Annotated in this window: 16 protein-coding genes; 13 read left to right on the forward strand and 3 right to left on the reverse strand. The window is 65.3% G+C overall.

The window, feature by feature from the left end; all coding sequences use genetic code 11:
* The first annotated feature begins 35 nt into the window (after positions 1-35).
* The 9 genes from mtrA (at position 36) to secA (ending at position 12,731) form a co-directional block, all read left to right on the forward strand.
* Positions 36-713: an MtrAB system response regulator MtrA gene (gene mtrA / locus QNN99_RS03750; protein WP_229965093.1), complete on the forward strand. Its 678-nt coding sequence runs from the start codon at positions 36-38 to the stop codon at positions 711-713.
* Positions 685-2,424, forward strand: coding sequence for an MtrAB system histidine kinase MtrB (mtrB, locus tag QNN99_RS03755; protein WP_229965094.1), 1,740 nt, complete (start codon positions 685-687; stop codon positions 2,422-2,424). Before mtrA ends, mtrB begins: the two co-directional genes overlap by 29 nt.
* Positions 2,414-4,177, forward strand: a complete 1,764-nt coding sequence (locus QNN99_RS03760) for an LpqB family beta-propeller domain-containing protein (RefSeq protein ID WP_229965095.1) — start codon at positions 2,414-2,416, stop codon at positions 4,175-4,177. The genes mtrB and QNN99_RS03760 overlap by 11 nt, the downstream gene beginning before the upstream one ends.
* A 148-nt stretch (positions 4,178-4,325) precedes the next feature.
* On the forward strand, positions 4,326-5,210 hold the full coding sequence (locus tag QNN99_RS03765) for a ComF family protein (protein WP_229965096.1): 885 nt from the start codon (positions 4,326-4,328) through the stop codon (positions 5,208-5,210).
* A gap of 170 nt (positions 5,211-5,380) precedes the next feature.
* On the forward strand, positions 5,381-6,097 hold the full coding sequence (gene hpf / locus QNN99_RS03770) for a ribosome hibernation-promoting factor, HPF/YfiA family (protein ID WP_229965097.1): 717 nt from the start codon (positions 5,381-5,383) through the stop codon (positions 6,095-6,097).
* Between the two features lie 517 nt (positions 6,098-6,614).
* Entirely contained in the window at positions 6,615-6,758 is a 144-nt protein-coding gene (locus QNN99_RS03775; protein WP_229965098.1) for a hypothetical protein, read from the forward strand.
* A gap of 34 nt (positions 6,759-6,792) precedes the next feature.
* Complete coding sequence (locus QNN99_RS03780) at positions 6,793-8,418, forward strand: HNH endonuclease signature motif containing protein (RefSeq protein ID WP_229965099.1); 1,626 nt, start codon at positions 6,793-6,795, stop codon at positions 8,416-8,418.
* Positions 8,419-8,629: 211 nt separating this feature from the next.
* Positions 8,630-9,838 (forward strand): winged helix-turn-helix domain-containing protein, encoded by a 1,209-nt coding sequence (locus QNN99_RS03785; protein ID WP_229965100.1) that lies wholly within the window; start codon positions 8,630-8,632, stop codon positions 9,836-9,838.
* A gap of 91 nt (positions 9,839-9,929) precedes the next feature.
* The gene (gene secA / locus QNN99_RS03790) at positions 9,930-12,731 is read left to right on the forward strand and encodes a preprotein translocase subunit SecA (RefSeq protein ID WP_229965101.1); all 2,802 of its coding nucleotides are present in this window, start codon (positions 9,930-9,932) and stop codon (positions 12,729-12,731) included.
* Between the two features lie 22 nt (positions 12,732-12,753).
* On the opposite strand, the gene QNN99_RS03795 is transcribed toward secA, so the two are convergent.
* The gene (locus tag QNN99_RS03795; protein WP_229965102.1) at positions 12,754-13,383 is read right to left on the reverse strand and encodes an Rv3235 family protein; all 630 of its coding nucleotides are present in this window, start codon (positions 13,381-13,383) and stop codon (positions 12,754-12,756) included.
* 144 nt (positions 13,384-13,527) lie between these two features.
* Positions 13,528-14,334 carry a LysM peptidoglycan-binding domain-containing protein gene (locus QNN99_RS03800; protein ID WP_229965103.1) on the reverse strand — a complete coding sequence of 269 codons (807 nt, stop codon included), beginning with the start codon at positions 14,332-14,334 and terminating at the stop codon, positions 13,528-13,530.
* 297 nt (positions 14,335-14,631) lie between these two features.
* Here QNN99_RS03800 and QNN99_RS03805 point away from each other — a divergent pair, with 297 nt between their 5' ends.
* The gene (locus tag QNN99_RS03805; RefSeq protein WP_229965104.1) at positions 14,632-15,183 is read left to right on the forward strand and encodes a hypothetical protein; all 552 of its coding nucleotides are present in this window, start codon (positions 14,632-14,634) and stop codon (positions 15,181-15,183) included.
* A 150-nt stretch (positions 15,184-15,333) separates the two neighbouring features.
* Here the strand turns inward: QNN99_RS03805 and QNN99_RS03810 are convergent, their stop codons facing one another.
* Positions 15,334-15,567, reverse strand: a complete 234-nt coding sequence (locus QNN99_RS03810; protein ID WP_229965105.1) for a helix-turn-helix domain-containing protein — start codon at positions 15,565-15,567, stop codon at positions 15,334-15,336.
* 220 nt (positions 15,568-15,787) lie between these two features.
* Here QNN99_RS03810 and QNN99_RS03815 point away from each other — a divergent pair, with 220 nt between their 5' ends.
* From QNN99_RS03815 to QNN99_RS03825, 3 genes are all read left to right on the forward strand, one after another.
* Positions 15,788-16,435 carry a CpaB family protein gene (locus QNN99_RS03815; RefSeq protein ID WP_229965106.1) on the forward strand — a complete coding sequence of 216 codons (648 nt, stop codon included), beginning with the start codon at positions 15,788-15,790 and terminating at the stop codon, positions 16,433-16,435.
* The gene (locus QNN99_RS03820) at positions 16,432-17,808 is read left to right on the forward strand and encodes a CpaE/TadZ family protein (RefSeq protein WP_229965107.1); all 1,377 of its coding nucleotides are present in this window, start codon (positions 16,432-16,434) and stop codon (positions 17,806-17,808) included. The genes QNN99_RS03815 and QNN99_RS03820 overlap by 4 nt, the downstream gene beginning before the upstream one ends.
* Positions 17,809-17,892: 84 nt before the next feature.
* Entirely contained in the window at positions 17,893-22,740 is a 4,848-nt protein-coding gene (locus QNN99_RS03825) for an NAD-glutamate dehydrogenase (RefSeq protein ID WP_229965108.1), read from the forward strand.
* Positions 22,741-22,753 lie beyond the last annotated feature (13 nt).

Here is a 22,753-nt window from a genome sequence, read left to right on the forward strand (position 1 = left end):
GAACCGCTTGAGCAGTCAACTGGGAACAGGGAGTTATGAAGGCACGCATATTGGTCGTGGACGACGACGAAGCACTGGCCGAGATGATCGGCATTGTGCTCCGCAACGACGGGTTCGACCCTGTCTTCTGCGCTGACGGTTCCAAGGCACTGGAGATCTTCCGCAATACCAAGCCCGACCTAATCCTGTTGGACCTCATGCTGCCCGGAATTGACGGGATCGAGGTGTGCCGGCAAATCCGCGGCGAGTCCGATGTTCCCATTGTCATGCTGACGGCAAAGTCCGACACCTCCGACGTCGTGCGCGGGCTGGAATCCGGAGCCGACGACTACGTCCCCAAGCCGTTCAAGCCCGCCGAGCTTGTGGCGCGGGTGCGCGCCCGGCTGCGTCCCGGCGACACCAAGTCTCCTGAGACCCTCAGCATTGGGGAAGTCTCCATCGACGTCGCCGGACATGTGGTCTCGCGCGGTGCCGATACCATTTCGCTGACCCCGCTGGAATTTGACCTGCTGGTGGCCCTGGCACGCAAACCCTGGCAGGTGTTCACCCGGGAAATGCTGCTGGAGCAGGTGTGGGGCTACCGCCATGCGGCGGATACCCGGCTGGTCAATGTCCATGTGCAGCGGCTCCGTTCCAAGATCGAGCGCGACCCCGAAGCACCCGAAATAGTTCTGACGGTGCGCGGTGTCGGTTACAAAGCGGGCCAGAGCTAGGCGCTCGCGGACTTCGGCCCTGACGGCCGAAGTCCTGCCTGCAACGGTGCGGACGTTCAAGCGGTTCCGCGACACCCTGCGCAGGGCAACATTTCAGCGGATCGCCCGCCGGTGGCGGCGGTCCCTGCTGTTCAAGACGGTGGTCTCCACGCTGCTGCTGGTCACGCTGGCCTGTGCCGGCGTTGGCGCGTTCTTATCCCACCAGATCGCGGACGCCCTTTACGAGGAGCGTCTGAGCCAGTTCCAGTCCGAGGCCACCGCCGGACTCAACTCGGCGAAGGAAAACTTCCGCACCACGGCGGCAACGGACCGTGAAGGAACCGAGCGGCTGGTCTCGAATACCCTTTCGCTGCTGGAAGGGCAGGGTGCCGACGCACGCCGGCTGTACCTGCTCACTCCCATGCCGGACCAGGAACAGAACCTGTTTGTCTCCCAGACCCTAGGCGAGGGCATCACTGCCGGCAGCATTCCTTCCGTCCTGAGCGAATCCGTCCGGAGCATCGACGTGAACAGCGACCAGGACACCATCCACTGGTCCCCGCTGGCCCTGGCCCACGGCGAACCGGGACTGGCATTCGGCACCAAGGTCACACTGCCGCCGGACAGCGCCGAATACGCGCTCTACCTCATCTATGACCTGTCCTCCATGCAGCAGACCCTGGACGACATCCACCGCATCCTGTGGATCGCCGGCGGGCTGCTGATGGTGATCATCGGCACCATCGCGTGGATCGTCGCGAAGGCCGGCGTCGGCGCTGTCAGCGATGCCGCAGCGGTTTCCGAGAAGCTGGCTGCCGGCGAGCTCCAGGAACGCATGGTGGTCAAGGGCGAGGACGACGTCGCACGCCTGGCGGCCTCCTTCAACCACATGGCGGCCACGCTGCAGGACCAGATCACCCAGCTTGCCCAGCTCTCACGCATGCAGCAGGTCTTCGTCTCCGATGTCTCCCACGAACTGCGCACCCCGCTGACCACCGTCCGCATGGCAGCCGAGGTGCTCTACGACGCTCGCGACGGGTTCGACCCGATCAGCCGCCGCTCCACGGAGCTGCTGTACCACCAGGTCGAGCGCTTCCAGGCGCTGCTCGCTGACCTGCTGGAAATCTCGAGGTTCGACGCCGGTGCGGCCACCCCCGATCTGGAACCCACCGACATCTTCGCCGTGGTCCGCGAGGTCATCGAAGCCACGGAACCGCTGGCCCTGAACATCGGTTCCACGGTCACCATCGTCTCGAAGGAAACCAGCTGCATGGTTGACGCGGACCCGCGGCGCATCGAGCGGATCCTTCGGAACCTTGTCGTTAATGCGCTGGAGCACGGCGAAGGGGAGCCGATAGAGATTGCCATCGGATCCAACATGGACGCCGTCGCAGTGGCCGTGCGGGATCACGGGATCGGCATGACCGAGGAGGAGGCGTCCCGCGTGTTTGACCGCTTCTGGCGAGCCGACCCGGCCCGGGCGCGAACCACCGGAGGCAGCGGTCTCGGGCTGTCGATCGCCGTAGAGGATGCGCTGCTGCACGGCGGCCTGCTCCAGGTCTGGGGGCGCCCGGGGGACGGCGCCTGCTTCCGGCTCACGCTGCCGCGCCGGCATGGGGTACCGTTCACGGATTCGCCCGTTCCTCTGTCCCCGTACGACGGCGCACCGGGTACCCGGGCATTGGCCGCCCCGGCACCACCACCAGTTGAGGAGAAGACCGATGCCAGCTAGCACGCACTCCGCCGCTGCGCGTCCGTTCTCCCGGCTGATTGTTATGGTTGCCGCTGTGCTGCTGGTGCTTTCCGGCTGTTCCTCCATTCCCACGACAGGTCCGGTGGGCACGGCGTCCGCCGACAGTGACGGGAACCTGGTCGTGGACAGCTTTGCCGTCGCGCCGCCCGGCCCCAGCGAAGACGGGGGAGAAACGCCGGGGGAGATTCTGCAGGGATTCATCACAGCGGGGACGGGTGCCGCCGACGATTACAGCGTGGCGCGGGAATTCCTGACGGACGCCGCAGCCGAAACCTGGATTCCCACCGACCGCGTGCTGATCTACGGCGCCGATCCGAACATCGTGCCGTCCCCCGAGGGTGACACCTATTCCATCCAGCTCGAAGTGGTTGGTTCGGTTGATAACCGCGGGATCCGGACGGACCGGGCCTCGGGCACCACCGAAACGCTGACCGCCAACCTGGAACAGGTGGACGGGCAGTGGCGAATCAGTGCCGTGCCCAACGGCATCATCGTCTCGGAGGTCAGTTTTTCGCTGCTGTTCCTCTCCCATAACCTCTACTTCTACTCGAGCGGCTTCGACTTCTGGGTTCCCGACACCCGCTGGTTCGCGCAGAAATCCGGGCTCGTGGCCAACGTGGTCAAAGCCATGCTCGAGGGACCGGCACCGTATCTGCAGGGAGCGGTGAGCAGTGCCTTTCCGGCCGGCACCGCACTGGCCCGGGATGCCGTGCCGGTGGTGTCCGGAGCGGCGACAGTCGATCTGTCCGCCGACGTCCTGCAGGATTCCAGTGACCTGAACCGGCAGCAAATGGCGCTGCAGCTGCATCAGAACCTGGTCAACCTCAACAATGTGAACTCGGTGAACATGACCGTCAACCAGCGTTCCGTGGATCTGGGGAAGGAAAGCAGCGCCCTCGTTGAAGCGGTGGCAGACCCCGAGGTGGGCGGGACGCAGATCGGCGCCTATCAGAACGAACTGGCCTACATTAAGGACGGACAGCCGCAACCGATCGAGGGGATTCCCAGTGTTGCCGAGCACGCGCCCCGAGACCCTGCCCTCTCACTGGACCTGGCGACCATCGCCTTCCTGAACGGAAACCGATCGTCCCTGTTCATGACCGGACCGAACCAGGAAGTCCGCAGAGTCGTGGAGGGCAGCTTGCTGACGGCCCCCAGCATTGATCCGGGGAAGTGGACGTGGACGGCTTCCCAAGCCGGCGGCGGCGCCACCATCCTGGCCCTGCCCCCGGGCGGCGGAGCCGAGGACGTCCTGTCCCTGCCCGTCCCGTGGCTGGCCGAGGTCAACGTTTCCGAGCTGCGGATCTCCCGCGACGGATCACGCGCCCTGCTGGTCACCAGCCACGGCGGCAGCAGCCAGGTGTTGGTGGCCGGTGTCGTGCGGGACGCCGCCGGCGTCCCGCGCACCTTGACGACCCCGCTGGAGCTGGCCGTCACGGGTGATCCGGGCTCCGGCATCCCGGAGACCCTTCCGGTGGACCGGGCCAAGTGGGTCACCGAAGACTCCATCGTCGTCGTCCAGACTTCGCAGGATGATCGGGTCACCCCGATCATCCTGGGGTTGGGTGCCAGGCCCGAGCCCCTGGCCGGACTTGCCGGCATTACCGGCCTGAGTGCCGGAAAGGGCGGGCAGGACATCTATGTCCAGACGCCCTTGGCGATGTTCAAGCGGATGGGTAACAGTTGGTATCAGGTCAGCGAGGGGCTGACCGATCCGGCGTTCCCCGGGTAGCACTACTCCTGGATTCGTCCTCCACTTCTCCTTGGCTTCTCCTGCACTCCTCCTGCACAGCGGGGGGTGTGGCGGATGTGCCGGGAAATTTGTCCACCGCCGGTCCGGATCCGCAGCCGGTGCGCCGGACGTTGGACATGCTGTCCGTATGCGCATGGTGGATCTCTCAGCGTCCGGACTGGGCAGGGCCGCGGACCGCTGCCGTTTGCAGCCCTTGCCCGCAGCCATGGGCGCAGCGGTGGCGGAGCTGGCAGCGGCGCTGCTGCCGACGTCGTGCGTTGTCTGCGGCGCGGCGGACTCTTCGCTGTGCCCCAGGTGCCGGCGGGCGGTCCGACGCAGCGGCACCCACCCCTGGTATGCCCAAGATGCCGCCGAGCTGCTCCCCGGTGCCGAAACGGACGGTGATTCGTCGGCGGACAGCGTGCTGCCGGTGCTGGCTGCCGGGCGGTACGCCGGCAGCCTCGCGCGAGTCGTCCTCGCCTATAAAAACCACGGGCACACGGACCTGGCCGCTGTCCTGCGTCCGATGCTGGCAGGCGTGCTTCATCAGGCCGCCGCCGACGCCGGCCGCCGCGGCCTCGTCCTGGTTCCGGTCCCGGGCACTCGGCGTGCGCTGCAGCGGCGGGGCTACAGCCCGCTGGGGTTGCTCCTTGGCTCTCTTCAGGCCAGTGGTCTCCTTCCGGCGCAGACCACTGTGAAGCCGCTTGTCCGGCTGTCAGGTGCGGGGCTGCGGAGTCGCCTGCATCCCGAAGCTTTGAGCGCCGCAGTTTCCGGGCGGGCCTCCAGCAGCCAGAAGAACCTCGGGCGGAGAGGGCGCCGGACCAATGTTTACGGAACTATGACGGCCGGGAATCCGGGCTCACTGGCCGGGATCCGCACCCTCGTGGTCGATGACGTGCTGACCACCGGCTCCACTATCGCCGAGGCCGCCCGCGCGCTGAGGGCGGCCGGAGCAAGGGTTGAAGGGGCCGCGGTGATAGCTGCAACAGCGGCTCCGGCAAGTGACGCAAATAACACCAAAGGAGGAGCCTAGTCCAAGCCGAACAGGTCAGGTAATCGGAATGTCCGAAGGTGAATAACGCTGTTGGGTGATCTAACGTGTTGGTATGGACAGCTTCAAGAAGAGGAGCTTTCCTGCGGCAGCGGTCGCAGAGGTTTTGGCAGCGGCCGTTGCTGTGTCACCGAAATCTATTGGAGGGCACCATGGAATTCATGATCAGCGGACGCAACGTTGCAGTATCCGACCGGTTCCGGGAGTATGCCGAGGAACGAATCGCCAAGGTGGAGAACCTTGGGAACAAGGTCCAGCGTGTAGACGCACGAATCACCAAGCAGCCCAACGTCCGTGAGGCCGACAGCTCTCTTACCGTGGAACTTACCGTTATCGGCAGAGGTCCGGTGGTACGGGCTGAAGCCACGTCCGGCGACAAGTTTGCAGCCTTTGATCTGGCCTACGCCAAACTCATTGAGCGCCTGCGCCGGGCAAGCGACCGCCGGAAAGTCCACCACGGCCGGCACACCCCGGTCGCCGTGCGGGTTGCTACCGCAGACCTGGATACGGTCAGCAGCGACGAACCCCTGTACGTGCAGATGGAGAACGCAGCAGCTGCGGCCGAATCGACGGTCGACGAATCCGATACCGCAGAACCCACAGATGACAGCCCAGTCCTGATCCGGCGCAAGGTTTTCCCGGGTGCCCCCATGAGCCTTGACGCCGCCGTGGACAACATGGAGTTGGTCGGCCACGACTTCTACCTGTTTGTGGATTCTGCTACCGGAGCCCCCTCCGTTGTCTACCGGCGGCGGGGCTGGACCTACGGTGTCATCACCTTGGACTCCCGCTGTGCCGAAGGCACCGAAGACCTGCGGGATGAAACGCGGGCCTACCGGCCTTCGGAAGGGGCAGCAAAGATCGCGTAGGTTCTCTCGTGGACTGCGGAGGTAGCCTGCACCGGCTGTGAACCGGTGCGAATAGGGACCGGTCAGCAGGCATCACGAGCGAAACCGTTGAGGTTATTGTGGAAGGCCTCCGGGCAGGGAAGAACTTGTTAGAAGTTCACCCGCCCGGGGGCCTTTCTGGTTTTCGGCTGCAGAACCTTCACCTCAGTGCGAAACCAGTCTCTTAGGGGCGGCGCCGCACTGGTTCCCACTCTCTGTTGCCCCTGTTGCCTGGTGGAGTCACGCCAGCCCCGGAGCGGAACATTGCGGGGGAACCTGTGCGACTGCCGGCCAGTAGTGCGATGGGGTCGACTGCGCGCAGGGTGCAGGAGCCGTGACCGACAGATGCAGTCGTGCTACGTGCACAGGTATCGGCTGTGGTGCGTGGGTAGTCCGTCGAAAAAGACAGGTATTTGTGGGTCCCCAAATCGTCCTGTTTGGGGTCGTTTTGGGCCTTTTCCGAGACGGAAATGTCAGTGCCGGGTGAAAGTCTGGAGTCATGGATCAGAACGGATCTTCGACCGGGACTCCCGGTGCCGATGGCACCGGCGATGAGGCTGCGGCGCGCACCCGGTTCGTCTATGTAGCCGACCCGGAGGGCGCCGGGTCGGAGGCTGGGAAGCCTGAGGTGGCAGGGCCCTGATCTTGCTGGCTTCCGCGATGGGTTTACCGGCTCTTTGGTTCTGCAGAACGTGGAGTCCCTGACCGAGGAGCAAACCGGGACGGTGTTGGCCCGGCTCAATCATTTGTCGCGGTGGGTGCAGGCGCAGCAGGCTCGGGTCCTGTCCCGGCTGCAGACCGTCTACGAGGACGAGACCCTGTCCGTTACCGGGTTGCGGGACGCGGAGATGGCGTTCAGTCTCGCTGCGGAGGAAGCCGCAACCATTCTGGGAGTGCCCACCGGTACCGGAAAGGCGTTGCTGAGTCAGGCCGGTGATCTCTGCACCAGGAACACGGCCACGCTGAAGGCGTTGGAGTCCGGACAGATCAGTTACGGGCATGTCGAGACTCTGGTGGAGCAGTGTATGGGAGTGGTGCCGGGCGAGCTGCCCGGGTTCGAGGCGGAGTTGCTGGGTCTGGCTGCGGGCCAGACCAGAACCCAGTTCCGGGTGAAGGCTCACCGGTTGCGGGAGCAGTACTATCCGGAGACCATTGTGCAGCGGCAGTTGACGGCGTTTGAGCAGCGGACGGTGTGGGTGCGGCCGGAGCCGGACGGGATGTCTTGGCTCTCGGCGTTACTGCCGGCCGAGAAAGCCCAGGCCATTTTTACTCAGCTCAGTGTTGCGGCCCGGGGTGAGCGGGCCGCCGGGGACACGCGCACGGTGGATCAGTTGCGCACGGATATCCTGACGGACTTGCTCGGCGGCCACGAGCATGAGTGCGGGGACGAGTGCAGAAACAGAAACGGTGGTGGCGGCCGCGGCAAAGGCGGCAGCGGCCGGAGGGGCGGAGACAGCGGCGGCACTGGTGCGGGTGCGAAGAGCAAGACGGGCAAAGGCCGCAGTAAGGGTTCCGGCTCCGGCAACAAGGCCAGCATCCAAGGTGAGGGGTCCGGTTCTGCTGCCGGCTCCGACTCCGATACCGGGGCCGGATCTGGGAAGGGGGCCGGGTCCTGCCGGATTGGCCACGGGCCCAGGGCTCGGACGGAGATCCTGGTGATGATCAACGCCGAAACCCTCTTCGGAGCCGATGACCAGCCGGCGGAACTGAACGGATACGGGCCGATCAGCCCGGAAACGGCCCGGCGGATGGCTCGGGAAGCGGCGAAATGGACACCGGTGGAACGCGACCCCGAAACCGAAGAAATCCTGCGGGTCGGCAAACGACGGAAGGTCCCCGACGGATTAAAGCGGGTCCTGCGGGTGCGGGACGGGACGTGCCGGTTCCCGGGGTGCCGGACCAATGCGGTGATTTCCGAGATTGACCACACCAAGCCCTGGGCTCAGGGCGGGCCGACGGATCATGACAATTTGGAGCATTTGTGCCGGCGGCATCACATGTTCAAAACCGAAGGGTTCTGGAAGGCCAGGCAGCCTCGTCCCGGGGTGATTGAGTGGACCTCACCGGGCGGCAGGTGTTACCGGACGGAACCGCAACTGAGCCTGTCCCGGGAAACCTGCGGCGTTGACGGCGGCCAGCGTCGGTCGGAGATATCGGCGGGACCAGACATCAAGGCGAATGGTGGCCAGGCGAATCGCGGAGGCAACGCAACGGGCGTTGATCCATCACCGGCCCATGATGCCGGCGGACCAAGTGCTCCAGACGATCCGGATGACTACGGCGACGATCCGCCGCCTTTCTGAGGGAGTCAAAGAGTACGGCCGGGAGTCAAAGAGTACGGCCGGAAGTCAAAGAGTACGGCAACCCTTTCGACCAGCAGCGACCAGCGGATCAGCAGAATGCGGCTCTCGCCCTGAGACGTTCGGCTGTGGCAGGGACGTCGGAGTCCCCGCGCCCATCTGCCGTGCGTGGCACGTGTCAGAGCGGGAGAGCCTCGGACCTAGGATGGGCACTATGGAACCAACCCTCACTGCCCGGCAGGCGCGGCTCACCGCGCTGGGCGCACAGGGCCTGGTCAAGGGGCGGCCCGCCACCGTCACTTCAAGATCGGTTGGCCGGGTCCTGAAACAGCTGCACCTCCTGCAGATTGATTCAGTGAACGTGCTCTCCCGGAGCCACTACCTGCCGCTGTTTTCCAGGCTGGGTCCGTACGATACTGCCGTTCCCGATAGGTTGGCCTCCAAGGCTCCGCGCCAGATGGTGGAGTACTGGGCACATGAAGCCAGCTACGTCCGCCCGGAGCTTTTCCCCGATCTGCGGACAGTCCAACGCCGTGTGTGGATGACAGCGCACTCACTTCCCACCGAGGTGAAGAACCGGCTGAGCGAACAGATCCTGGGGCTCCTGGCCGGCGGACCGCCACTCACCGCGAGGGAAATAGCCGACAGGCTGGGGGGCGGTGAGGTGAGGACCAAAGGCAACTGGGGATGGAACTGGAACGCCTCGAAGCGGGTGCTCGAAGACCTGTTTGCGTCAGGCCTGCTCAGCTCGGCCGGACGGACTCCGCAGTTTGAGCGTCTTTACGCTCCCACGGCTGCCGTGCACCCTGCGGGCCCTGCCGCTTTGGAGCCGTCCGATCCGCAGGAAGCAGTACTGCGTCTGACGGAACTGGCCGCACGCGCACACGGGGTGGCCACCGTCCGCTGCCTGGCAGATTACTTTCGGCTGCCCCAGCGGGAGACCGCGTCGGCGGCGGCCGTACTGGTCCGCACGGGGAAACTGCGCCGGGTGCGGGTCGCTGGCTGGCGTTCGCCTGCCTACCTGCACGCGGAAACGGTTATCCCGCGCCGCTCCTCGGCCCGTGCCCTCCTCAGCCCCTTCGACTCCATGGTGTTCGAACGGAAACGGCTGGAAGCGCTTTTCGGTTTCCGGTACCGCCTCGAAATTTACACTCCGCCCGCGGCGCGCCGGTACGGCTACTACGTTCTGCCGTTCCTGCTGGGGGAGGAATTTGCGGCACGGGTGGATCTCAAAGCTGACCGGTCAAACAAGGCCCTATTGGTCCAGGCCGCCCACCGCGAGGACGGCGCTCCGGCCCGCACAGCCGTTGAGCTTGCCGCGGAACTACGTATGATGGCAGATTGGCTGGGGCTCGACGACGTTATTGTAAAACCATCAGGTGATTTGGCGGAGGCATTAAAACTGGCAGTATGCCGGGAATAGATCCGCTGCGGGAACCCCTGCACACCACCAAACGTCTCTCACGTAGACTGGGGACGCCAGAATTAGGCAACACTAGATTGGGAGCAAATCAGTGGCATCACTACTCGAACGGGTTCTTCGTACAGGCGATAAGAAGACGCTGAAGACGCTGCGCAACTACGCCGATGCGATCAACGTGCTCGAGGACGAGTACAGGGGCATGAGCGACGCCGAACTTCGGGGCGAGACCGACCGCTTCAAGGAACGCTACGCCGACGGCGAGAGCCTGGACGATCTGCTCCCGGAGGCCTTCGCCGCAGTCCGTGAAGCTGCCGGCCGCACGCTGGGCATGCGCCACTTCGACGTCCAGATGATGGGCGGCGCGGCCCTGCACCTGGGCAACATCGCCGAGATGAAGACCGGTGAGGGCAAGACCCTCGTCGCCACCGCTCCCGCATACCTCAACGCGCTGACCGGGCGAGGCGTGCACATCGTGACGGTCAACGACTACCTGGCCGAGTACCAGTCGGACCTGATGGGCCGCGTCTTCCGCTTCCTGGGCATGACCAGTGGCTGCATCCTGTCGAACCAGGACCCCGCAGTCCGCCGAGAGCAGTACAACGCGGACATCACCTACGGAACCAACAACGAGTTCGGCTTCGACTACCTGCGCGACAACATGGCCTGGAGCGCCGCCGAACTGGTCCAGCGCGGCCACCACTTCGCCATCGTTGATGAAGTGGACTCCATCCTCATCGATGAGGCCCGGACCCCGCTCATTATCTCCGGAGCCGCAAGCGGCGACGTCAACCGCTGGTACACCGAGTTCTCGAAGGTAGTGCAGCGCCTGGTCCTGGACACCGACTACGAGGTGGACGAAAAGAAGCGCACCGTGGGCGTGCTGGAATCCGGCATTGAGAAGGTCGAGGACTACCTGGGCATTTCCAACCTGTACGAGTCGGCGAATACGCCCCTCATCGGTTTCCTGAACAACGCCATCAAGGCAAAGGAACTGTTTAAGCGGGACAAGGACTATGTGGTCCTCAACGGCGAAGTCATGATCGTTGACGAACACACCGGACGCATCCTCGCCGGACGCCGCTACAACGAGGGCATGCACCAGGCCATTGAGGCCAAAGAGGGCGTGACCATTAAGGCCGAGAACCAGACGCTGGCCACGGTGACGCTGCAGAACTACTTCCGGCTCTACGAAAAGCTCGCCGGCATGACCGGAACGGCTGAGACTGAAGCGGCCGAGTTCATGAGCACGTACAAGCTCGGAGTGGTGCCCATTCCCACCAACCGGCCGATGGCCCGGATCGACCAGCCGGACCTGATCTACAAGAACGAAATCGCCAAGTTCGACGCCGTCGTCCAGGACATTGCCGAGCGCCACGCCGCCGGCCAGCCGATCCTGGTGGGCACCACCAGCGTCGAAAAGAGCGAGTACCTCTCCAAGCAGCTGGCCAAGGCCGGCATCCGGCACGAGGTCCTTAACGCCAAGAACCACGCCCGTGAAGCTGCCATCGTGGCCCAGGCCGGACGCAAGGGCGCCGTCACCGTCGCCACCAACATGGCCGGCCGAGGCACTGACATCATGCTCGGCGGCAACGCCGAGTTCAATGCCATCTCCGAACTGGAACGACGGGGACTGGATCCGAGCGAGAACCCGGATGAGTACGAAGCCGCCTGGCCGGACGCCCTCGAAAAGGCACGCAAGGCCGTGGCCGCTGAACAGCAGGAAGTCATTGACCTTGGCGGCCTCTACGTGCTGGGCACCGAACGGCACGAGTCCCGCCGCATCGACAACCAGCTCCGCGGCCGTTCCGGCCGTCAGGGAGACCCGGGGGAGTCACGCTTCTACCTGTCGCTGACCGACGACCTCATGCGGCTGTTCAACTCAGGCGCCGCCGAGCGGATCATGAACAGCTCGTCCATGCCCGACGACGTCGCACTGGAATCCAAGCTCGTCTCGAAAGCCATCCAGAATGCCCAGGGGCAGGTCGAGGGCCGGAACGCCGAGCAGCGCAAGAACGTCCTGAAGTACGACGACGTCCTGAACCGCCAGCGCGAAGCCATCTACGGCGACCGCCGCCGGATCCTGGAAGGCGATGATCTGCAGGAGAAAATCGGCTTCTTCCTGGAGGACGTTGTCACGTCAATCGTCAACGAAGCCACTGCCGAGGGGCACGGGGACGACTGGGACTACGAGCAGCTGTGGACCAACCTCAAGACCCTGTACCCGGTGGGCCTGACCATTGACGAAGTGGTCGACGAAGCCGGAGGACGCGCCAAGGTCACCCGGGAATTCCTGCAGGAGGAAATCCTCTCCGACGCGAAGCTGGCCTATCAGGCACGGGAGGCCGCGCTGGGCGCTCCCGCCATGCGCGAACTGGAGCGCCGCGTAGTGCTCTCCGTGATCGGGCGCAAATGGCAGGAACACCTCTACGAGATGGACTATCTCAAGGAGGGTATTGGCCTGCGCGCCATGGCGCAGCGCGATCCCCTGGTGGAGTACCAGCGCGAAGGTTTTGTCATGTTCCAGACCATGACCGAAGCCATCCGCGAGGAGTCCATTGGCTACCTGTTCAACGCAGAAGTGAAGGTGAACCCGCCGGCCGCTGACGTTCCTCCGGCTCTTGCCGGTCTGAAGGACGGCCGCAGTGTGGTCGGCCAGCCGACCATCACGGCTGCTGGTCTTGAAGCACCGCAGCGTCCCGCGAGCCTGCAGTTCTCTGCACCCAACACCGAAGGCGGCGTGGAGACCCGGGTGGAGCGGGCTGCATCCGCCAAACCGGCGAAAGCCGGCGGCAAGACAGGCGCAGCCAAGACCGCGGGTTCTGCACCGGCTGCGGATGCCCAGGGTCGAAAGACGCCGAATGCGGCTCCGAAGAAGTCCAAGCGCCGCAAGTAACCGTGCTCCGCAGTAACGGGATCTAACCGATCTCCAGGGCCGTGACCTTCCAGAGTCCGCGCCGCAGCTCTATACGAAGAGCCGCGGCGCGGACTCTGCTTTGTTCGGCCGCTACGACCGATGCTTCGTAGATGCCTTCCGAGACGGGGCAGATTCGGCAGCAGCGGATCACGACCTGCCGGTGCAGGCGCACCGGCATCGTGCGCGTTCCCTGCCTGGCGGCTGCCCCGGTTCCAGCCCTGGACCCGGTCCCTCCTGCGGCACCCAGTTCCCTGCTGCGGACCAGATTGGCGCGCAGCTGCAGACGCTCGAAGCTCGGGGGATCGAGCCACCGGGCCATCTGCTGAAGCGGCCGGGTTCCGCCGAGTACTTCCAGCGCCGCTTGGGTGACGGACCGGGCTATGGCGTTCACCCGCGCGTCGTCCTCAGGGGTGCTGTGCCAGTGAGCCTGGTCCTGCGTCGCCGGGCTGGAATCGGCGGGTTTAGCCGCCTGCGGGGCGGGCTGCCGGGGGCGCAGCTTGACCGGTGGAGCTCCGGCCGGCGAATAGCCTGTAACCGGAATGCGGTGCACGGTGAGCGGACGCGGAGCCCCCGACGCGGTGGCCAGCTCGTCCGCTGCCTCTTGGACTGGAAATGTAATGACGGTGGTCATGGTGCTGTCCTTTCCTGGAAGTCCGCTGTGGAATGAGCGGCGGTACCGGAGGTATGACGAAGGCACGGTCGGTGAAACGCCGGGGCAAGGCGCACTGCAGCAGCAGTGCCGGTGCCCGGGTGCTGCGCGAGGTTGGAGACTTCGTTATTGGCGGGGCACTTCGGGCACTTCGGGCACCGCGAAGATCTGGCCGGGCAGAATCAGGTCCGGGTCAGCGCCAATAACGTCCCGGTTCCGTTCGTACCAGCGCGGCCAGTGGGCAGCGATTTCAGCGTCCGTGGCTAGAGGGCCAAGCTGTTCGGCGGCGAGGCTCCACAAGGAGTCTCCCGAGCGGACCACTGCCCGCCCGGATGCATCGGTGCGTCCGGGACGGATAAAAACGTTTGGCGTCACTTCCTGCGCCCGAGGCTTCCACTGCGGATTCGCCGGACTGTCAGTGGGTGACGGCTCCGCTGAGTTGCCGGCAACCGTTCCGGTGCCTGCCGGACCCAAGCCGCGTTCCGGCAGCACCAGTGTGGGGTTCCACTGGGGATGCACCGCGGCATCCAGCGGGTTTTGCAGCATGGAGACGCTCTGCCCCGGATTCGCAGGCAACGGATCGGCTGCCTGGGCGGCACCGGCGCCGGCCACGAGGTTCAGGCCGATGGCAGCGGCAGCGAGTCGCTTCATAAAGGCGGGAGCCAAGGCGCCGGCAGCTGCAGCGGCTGCCGCATGTCCGGCTTTCTGCAGCAGGGCGGATAGGACGGCCAGGACCAGCCCCAGACTCCACCAAAGGGCGATGAGAAGACCCGCCGCAGCGGCAGCGAAGCCCGCCAGCCCCTGCAGGGATGACACCGATCCCTGGAGGAGGCTTACCGAATCCGGCAGCGTCGCCAGCCCGGCCCACAGCAGGACGGCGGAGGCGGCGATTCCGGCACCCAGAACGAGGAGGTCCCGCAGCAGGTGTTTCATTCGGGTCCTCCTTCGTCTCGGGCGCCAGCCTTGTCCACGCGGCGTCTCCTTCATCCTGGGTATCTATCCACCTCGGCGGCCCGGTCCGCCGCTACCGATCGGTGGATTTCGCTGCCGGAAAGATGCAGTTTGATGCAGTTTGTTGCCGTTTGATAATGGATAACGCTGTTTGATGGCTTCTAGATCGTTTGGTGGGACTTGTCTACAGTGCGGTTGCCCCGGTGTCTAGGGTGATTTTGAGATTGTTTGCCTGGGCCCGTGGTAGTAGGTGCGGAGAGCAGCGGCTAGCCTGTGCACATGCGATGGGACGCCCTTTTTGCCGACATGGAGGCCCAAATGGCCTCTGCTCACCAGCTGGTGCAGGACGCTGAGGTTTCCGAGCGGCTTCGGACCGATTTTGCCGGCATGGACCTGGCGGGCCGGCTGCACAGCCAGACCGGACGGTACCTGAAGGTGGACGTCGGTCCATGCGGGGCCTTCGAAGGGGAACTCAGCCATGTGGGCCGCGGGTGGATCGGCTTGGACGGTGAACGGCGCTCGTCGGTCATTGCGCTTGACCACGTGGTGCTGATCGGCGGAATGGACCGCTTTTCCACAGTGGATGCACCAGCGGCACGGCTGGGGCTGGCGTCCGCGCTGCGGGGCCTGTCCCGTGACCGCGCGGCCGTGCAGGTGTACTTGGCAGGGCAGCCGCCCGCCTCTGCCCTGGATGGCAGCGTAGACCGGGTCGGAAAGGATTTTTTCGAACTGTCGCTGACTCCCCGCGGCGAACCTCGGCGGCAAGGCAACGTCCGCGGAGTCTTCACCGTCCCCCTGCGAGCGGTGGCGGCGGTCTGCTCGGCCGTCTAACGATTGGGCGCGGGCCGGCACGGGCAGCGCCCAGGCGGGAAATGTGCAGGAAATCGGCTCGGCAGGGGGCAGCGCCCTAGCAGGAAATAAGCGCGCCCAGGCGGGAAATAAGCAAGTCACGGGCAGCGCCCAGGCGGGAAACCAGCGGGGCTACTGCTCGGAGGCGGCCCTTTCGGATGCGTCGTCGCGCTGTACGGCAGCAGAGCGGCGATAGGCGTCGGCGATGAATTCCTCCAAGACACGGGATTCCACCCGCCACTGCCCCCGCCCGCCAATCTGGATGGCTGGGAGTTCCCCCGACCTCACCAGGGCGTATGTCTGTGACGAGGATATGTTCAACACCTCGCCGACATCGGCCAGTGTCAGGAACCGCTTCTCACCCACGTATCCACCTCAACATCCATCCACCCTATCCATCCGCCGGATCCATCCGACGCACTGTCGCATTCAGTCTCCCACTCCGGCAGCCGGACCGGCGAAGTTATCCACACTTTGAAGTTTCCGAAAAATCACCGTTTCCTTCCGCCGAATTGTGGTCAACAATGGCAGCGATTGCCCGTCCGGTGCCATGCAGCCCCGGACTCCGGTGTTACCAGGGGGAAAAATGAGTCTCACTACAACCGTGCAGCCGTCCGCACCGCGCCTGAAAAAACCGTCGTGGAAAGATCCGCGCCTGCTGCTCGGCATAATGCTGGTGCTGGCCTCCACCGCGGGCGTCGTTGCACTCGTGGGCTCCGCGGACCAAACCACTGAGGTGTTCGTCGTTGACGAGAACATTCCGGTGGGTTCATCGGTCAGCGCCCAGGATCTCGCCGTGGTTCCCGTCCGGCTGGGTGACGTCTCCGGTTCCTACCTGCCTGCGGCCGAGGGAATACCTGAAAACGCCGTGGCGTCGGGGCTGCTGCGGAAAGGCGAGCTGGTGGCCCGCACCGACCTCGGCACCGCGGATGACCTGGACCGGAAGCCGGTGGGACTGCGTGTCGACGACATTCTTCCGAGCGGAACCGAAGCGGGGTCGCGGGTTGACGTTTGGGTGGCGCTGCCGAATGAGCGCAACGGCTTCAAGGAACCACAGCAGATCCTTACCGCTGCCGAAATCTCAGAACTTACGGTCGACGAGTCGGTGCTGGGTGCCAGCCGGTCCACGCAGCTCCTGGTCCTGGTGGAGGACGACGACTTGGCCGGACTCCTTAGCGCCCAGTCGAACGGCGCCAAAATAGCCGTGGTCCTGAATCCAGGTGCAGGATCATGAATATTCCGGTCGTGACGGTGGGCAACGGTGTCACCAACCTGGTCGGGGACCTGGAGCGACTTCACGGGCCGGTCACTGTGGTCCGCCGCTGCGCCGAGCTGTCAGAACTGATCGCAGCTTGCCAGAGCGGCATCGCCCGGGCGGCGATCGTGGCCGACGACGCCGGCGAGGTCACCGCCGCCCTTGCCGAGCGTCTTGCCGCCACCGGCGTGGCCCTGCTCGTGCTGGCGGATGAGGAAGGCTCCCAACAGCGCCTCGATGCGCTGAGCATCGCCCACGCTCCCCGCGGATCCGCCGCCGAACTGCTCTCGGACCTGGTGTCAGACGCAGTGGGCCGGATGGACGGCCGCAGTGCCTCCACGCTGCTGGCCGATCCCTCGGCAGCACTGCGCACCTGGTCGCTCGATGCCGCCGGAGCCCCCGACCGCGGAGCGGGGCGGGGCGACTCTGCCGCCGGCAGGACCAACGCCAGGACCGACGGCGGAGAGGACGGCGACCGGGGACAGGAGTCCGGGGATGACATCCGGGCTGCGGGAACCGTTGTCGCAGTCTGGGGGCCGACGGGCGCGCCGGGACGAACGACGGTGGCCGTGAACTTTGCAGCGGAAGCCGCAGCGGACGGAAAGACAGTGCTGCTGGTTGACGCCGACACCTATGGATCCTCCGTCGCCGCGAGCCTGGGGCTGCTGGACGAATCCGCAGGCGTGGCCCAGGCCTGCCGGCTGGCCGACCAGGGCCTGCTCGACCCGCAGTCACTGCTCCGCAGCACGCTTAGCGTGTCGCTGAAAGGGCAGCGGCTCTTGGTGCTCACCGGGATCACGCGCTCGGACCGCTGGATCGAGTTGCGACCCACCGCCTTGGGCCTGGTCCTGGAGCAGGCACGCAAGGTGGCCGACCTGATCGTCATAGATTGCGGATTCAGCTTGGAAGCCGATGAGGAGTTGAGCTTCGACACCCTGGCGCCGCGCCGGAACGGCGCCACGCTGCGGGCCCTGGAACTGGCCGATACCGTGTATGCCGTCGGGGCGGCAGACTCGGTGGGCGTTCCACGACTGGTCCGGGCGCTCGCCGAATTGGAAGCGGCAGTACCGGGCTCGGCACCCAAGGTGGTGCTGAACAAGGTCCGTTCCGCCGCCGTCGGGCGCTCCCCGGAGCGGCAGCTGAGTGATGCCTGGGAGAGGTTCGGACCCGGAATACCGGTTACCGCGTTCCTGCCCGCTGACTTCTCCACCGTGGACGCCGCACTGCTTGCGGGTTCCGCACTGCTGGAAACGGCGCCGTCCTCGCCCCTTCGGCACGCAATCGCTGCGCTCGCCAACGTCAGGGTGTCCTCCCGGCGCCGTTCCAAGCGGGTGATGTCCGCTGCAAAGTGACCTTTTCATTCTTGCGGGATAGGCTCGAGTGAGGCCAACCGCAAAGAAGCGGGAGGTAAGAAGGCTATAACGGAGGCGTATTACATGTCGTCTGGATCCCGTATTCCGGATCTATCAGGTACCGACGATTCCCTGGACGAATTCACAGGGAACTACTACGAGCATCTGGCAGGGGAAGACGCAGACGGATATCCGCGCTCAACCCTGCGCGAAAGGGCCGAACGTCACCGTGCGTTGGGGTCGCTGCGGCCCGAGGGCCAGGCCTCCGTATCCGTCTTCGATCAGGGCGATGCCAGCGTAGTCCTGATCGTCACCGACGACATGCCGTTCCTGGTGGATTCCGTGACAGCGGAAATTGTCCGGCAAAATGCCGCGATCCGGCTCGTTGTGCATCCCACCTTCCTGGTCAGCCGCGACCGGGAAAGCGGAGAACTGCAGGCCGTGCACCGCGTGCCGGCTGCCGCCGGGGTCTCCAGCGGCGACACCGCGGCACTGCCGAATCTGTCAGCCCTGCTGGGGCGGCAGGATGAAACCACCCGCATCGAGTCCTGGATTTCCGTTGAGATCGGACGCCTCCCCGACGAAACACGGCGGGATGAGCTCACCGAAGGGCTGCGCAAGGTCCTTGAGGATGTGCGGCTGGCAGTTACGGACTGGCCCGCCATGCGCGCCAAGGTCCACGAGGTTTCCCGTTCCCTCGGCGAGGCCGCGAACGCCGGCGACATCCCCGACCTGCAGCAGGCCCGCGAACTGCTGTCCTGGTTGGACAACGGCAACTTCACCTTTCTGGGCTACCGCGAATACGACCTCATTAACGAAAACGGCGAGGACGTCCTGCGCGTCAGCGAAGACAAGGGACTGGGACTGCTGAGCCGTGCCTCCGTGGCCGGCCGGGTCCAGCACCTGACCAGCGCAGGCAGGGCGAAGGCCCGCGAAAAGCGCGCACTGGTCATCACCAAGGCCAACTCCCGCTCCACCGTTCACCGAGCGGCGTACCTTGACTACATCGGCATCAAGAGCTTCGACGCGCAGGGCAACGTGAACGGTGAGCGCCGGTTCATCGGGCTCTTCTCCACCGGTGCCTACACCGGTTCGGTGCGCAACGTGCCGATCGTCCGGGACAAAATCCGCGACGTCATGCGCCGGGCGGGTTTCCCCGCCGATTCACACTCCGGCAAGGACCTGCTCTCCATCCTGGAAACCTATCCGCGGGATGAGCTGTTCCAGATTGACGTGGACGCCCTGCTGGAGACTGCCCGGAGCATTCTCCGCCTGCAGGAGCGCCGCCGCACCCGGCTGTTCCTCCGCCCCGACGTGTACGGCCGCTTCATGTCTGCACTGGTCTTCCTGCCGCGGGACCGGTACAACACATCGGTGCGGCTGCGCATCCAGGACGAGCTGCGGTCGAGCTTCAATGCCGAATCGATTGATTTCGAGGCGCGGCTGACCGAGTCGGCCCTGGCCCGGATCTTCTTCCGGATCCGGCTGCCCCGCGGCGCCGAAATCGAGGAGCTGGATGCCGGCGCGCTGGAGCAGCGCCTGGTCCAGGCGGCCCGCTCCTGGAGCGAAGGCATCGGCGAAGTCCTGCGCTCCAAGTTCAACCGGGAGCAGGCCGGAAAACTCTCGGCCCTGTGGGCTGAAGCTTTCCCCGCCGATTACCGCGTCAGCTACGAGGTTGAAGATGCCCTCGAGGACATCGCCCGCTTCGAAGCCCGCGTCTCGGCTCCGGACTCTGCCCCCGAACTTTTCGTCTACGTGCCGGAAGCGTCCCGCCGCAGCGGCGGCGAAGACGCGCGGCTGAAGCTGTACCTGCTGCAGCCGCGCTCCCTGACCCAGATCCTGCCCATCCTGCACAACCTCGGCCTGGAAGTTCTCGACGAGCGTCCCTTTGAAATCAGCAGGGCAGACGGCACCTCGTTCTACCTGTACGACCTGGGGCTGAAGTACCCGGCCGGCATGGACCCGGTGAAGACGGGCTCACTGTTGGCCGAGGCGTTCCGCGCCGGCACCTCCGGCGCCAGCGAATCCGACTACTTCGACCGGCTCATCCTGGAGCTGGGACTTTCCTGGCGCCAGGTGGTCATCCTGCGCAGCTACGCCAAGTACATGCGCCAGCTGGGCAACACCAACTCCTACGGGTTTGTTGCCGGCACGCTCCGGCGCAACCCGGACGTGGCGCGCGCCCTGGTGGGCCTGTTCGAGTCCCGTTTCAACCCCGACCTGTCGGAGGAGGAGCGCAACGCCGCGGAAGAGAAAGCCCGGGAGGCCCTCGAAACCGGTTTGGAGCAGGTACCCACGCTCGACGCCGACCGGGTGCTGCGGACCGTCGCGAACCTGATCAACGCCACCCTGCGCACCAACTTCTACCAGGAAAAGCCGTACGTCAGCTTCAAACTGAACACCGCGGCCATCGAGGGCGCGCCGTTCCCGCGGCCCAAATACGAAATCTGGGTTTACTCCCCGCGGGTGGAAGGCGTGCACCTGCGCTTCGGCGAGGTCGCACGCGGCGGTCTGCGCTGGTCCGACCGCCGAGAGGACTTCCGCACCGAAATCCTCGGCCTGGTCAAGGCACAGACGGTGAAGAACGCCGTCATCGTGCCCACCGGGGCCAAGGGCGGCTTCTACGCCAAGCAGCTGCCCGATCCCGCCGCGGACCGTGCCGCCTGGATGGAAGAGGGCAAGGCAAGCTACCGCACCTTCATCCGCGCACTGCTGGACATCACCGACAACCTGGTGCTGTCCGACGACGGCGAGGAGCAGCTGGTGCCGCCGCAGCGCGTCGTGCGCCACGACGGCGATGACAGCTACCTGGTGGTTGCTGCGGACAAGGGAACGGCCTCCTTCTCCGACATTGCCAACGAGCTGTCGGCTGAATACAACTTCTGGCTTGGTGACGCCTTCGCCTCCGGCGGCTCCGTGGGCTATGACCACAAGGCCATGGGCATCACCGCCCGCGGCGCTTGGGAATCGGTCAAGCGCCACTTCAGCGAGCTGGGCGTGGACACGCAGTCCGAGTCCTTCACGGCCGTCGGCGTGGGCGACATGAGCGGAGACGTGTTCGGCAACGGCATGCTCCTTTCCGAGCACACCAAGCTGGTGGCGGCCTTCGACCACCGGCACATCTTCCTGGACCCGAACCCGGATCCGGCCCTCTCCCATGCGGAGCGGCGCCGGCTGTTCGAACTGCCCCGGTCCTCCTGGGCCGACTACGACGCCTCGCTGATCAGCACCGGCGGCGGAGTCTATCCGCGCCAGGCCAAGAGCATTCCGCTGAGCCCGGAGGTCCGCGAGGTCCTGGGCCTGGACAAATCCGTAACCAAGATGAGCCCGCCGGATCTGCTGCGGGCCATCCTCAAGGCACCGGCCGATTTGCTCTACAACGGCGGCATCGGCACCTATGTGAAGGCCTCCACGGAGACCAACACCGAGGTGGGGGACAAGGCCAATGACGCGATCCGCGTGGACGGCTGCGACCTGCGGGTCAAGGTGATCGGCGAGGGCGGAAACCTGGGCATGACCCAGCGCGGACGCATCGAGGCTGCCCGGGCCGGCGTCATCCTCAACACCGACGCCATCGACAACTCGGCCGGCGTTGACTGCTCCGACCACGAGGTCAACATCAAGATCTTCGTGGACCGGATGGTTGCTGCCGGGCGCCTCGATCCGGCTGAGCGCGCCGAATTCCTGCACTCCATGACCGATGAGGTTGGCCGCCTGGTCCTGCAGGACAACAAGGACCAGAACATGCTCCTGCTCAACGACCGCCGGCACGTGATCGAGTGGAGCCCCAGCTTTGAGCGGCTGATGGACTGGCTTGAAAAGCACGCCGACCTGAACCGCGAGCTCGAGGCGCTGCCGACCAACGCCGAGCTCCGCTCCCGGGTGGCAGCGGGCGAGGGCCTCACCTCGCCGGAACTGTCGGTGCTGGCCGCCTACGCCAAGATCGAACTGACCAAGGCGCTGACCAACTCCGACCTGGCCGATGATCCCTACTTCAGCGGCACCCTGCGCCGGTACTTCCCGAAGCAGATGGTGGAGCGGTTCGCCGACCAGCTCGACACCCATCCGCTGCGCCGGGAAATCATCTCCACGATGGTGGCGAACGACATCATCAACATCGGTGGAATTACCTTCGCGTTCCGCGTGATCGAGGAAACGTCCGCCACCGAGTCCATGGTGGCGCGTGCGTTCACCGCCCTGCGCGAGATCTACGAGATCGACGGCGCGGTGCAGGCCCTGAACGACCTGCCGGCAAGCTTCCCCACGGAACACTGGACGACCATCCACCTCGACATGCGCCGCCTGCTGGACCGCGCCGTGCGCTGGTTCGTCAACCATGTGGGGCGCGGCAGCTCCATCGAGGAGGACATCGAAGCGTTCAAGCCGATCATCGGTCCGCTGCGGGAGAACCTGCTGGATTATCTGCAGGGAGCGGACCAGGAACGGTACCGCACCGAGCTGGAACGCTCGCGCGAGTGGCAGGTTCCCGAAGAGCTCTGCGTCTACTGGGCCGAGCTGTTCGAGAGCTTCGGCCTGCTGGACGTCGCCCTCCTGGCCTCGAAGCGGGTGGACGAACCGGCGGCAGACGTTGCCGGTGTGTACTTTGCCCTCTACGAGCGGTTCGGCATTGACGACCTGCTGGAACGGATCACGAAGCTGCCGCGCGGCGACCGCTGGCAGGCCCTCGCACGGGCAGCCCTGCGTGATGACCTCTACTCCACCGTGGCCGACATGACGGTGGCAGCGCTGAAGGCCACGGTCGGACAGGCGGGGGAGGACCCGCTGAAGCGGGTTGAACTGTGGGAAGACCAGAACGCCGACAATTTGGAACGCGCCCGGGTGATGTTCGAAGATGTCAACAAGCTCGAGCACGACGACATGGCTTCCCTCTCGGTTGCCCTGCGCCTGCTGCGCTCCATCGTTCGACGCTAGAAACAACAAGAAA

The sequence above is a fragment of the Arthrobacter sp. zg.Y820 genome, from assembly GCF_030125555.1.
Lineage (GTDB): Bacteria > Actinomycetota > Actinomycetes > Actinomycetales > Micrococcaceae > Arthrobacter_B.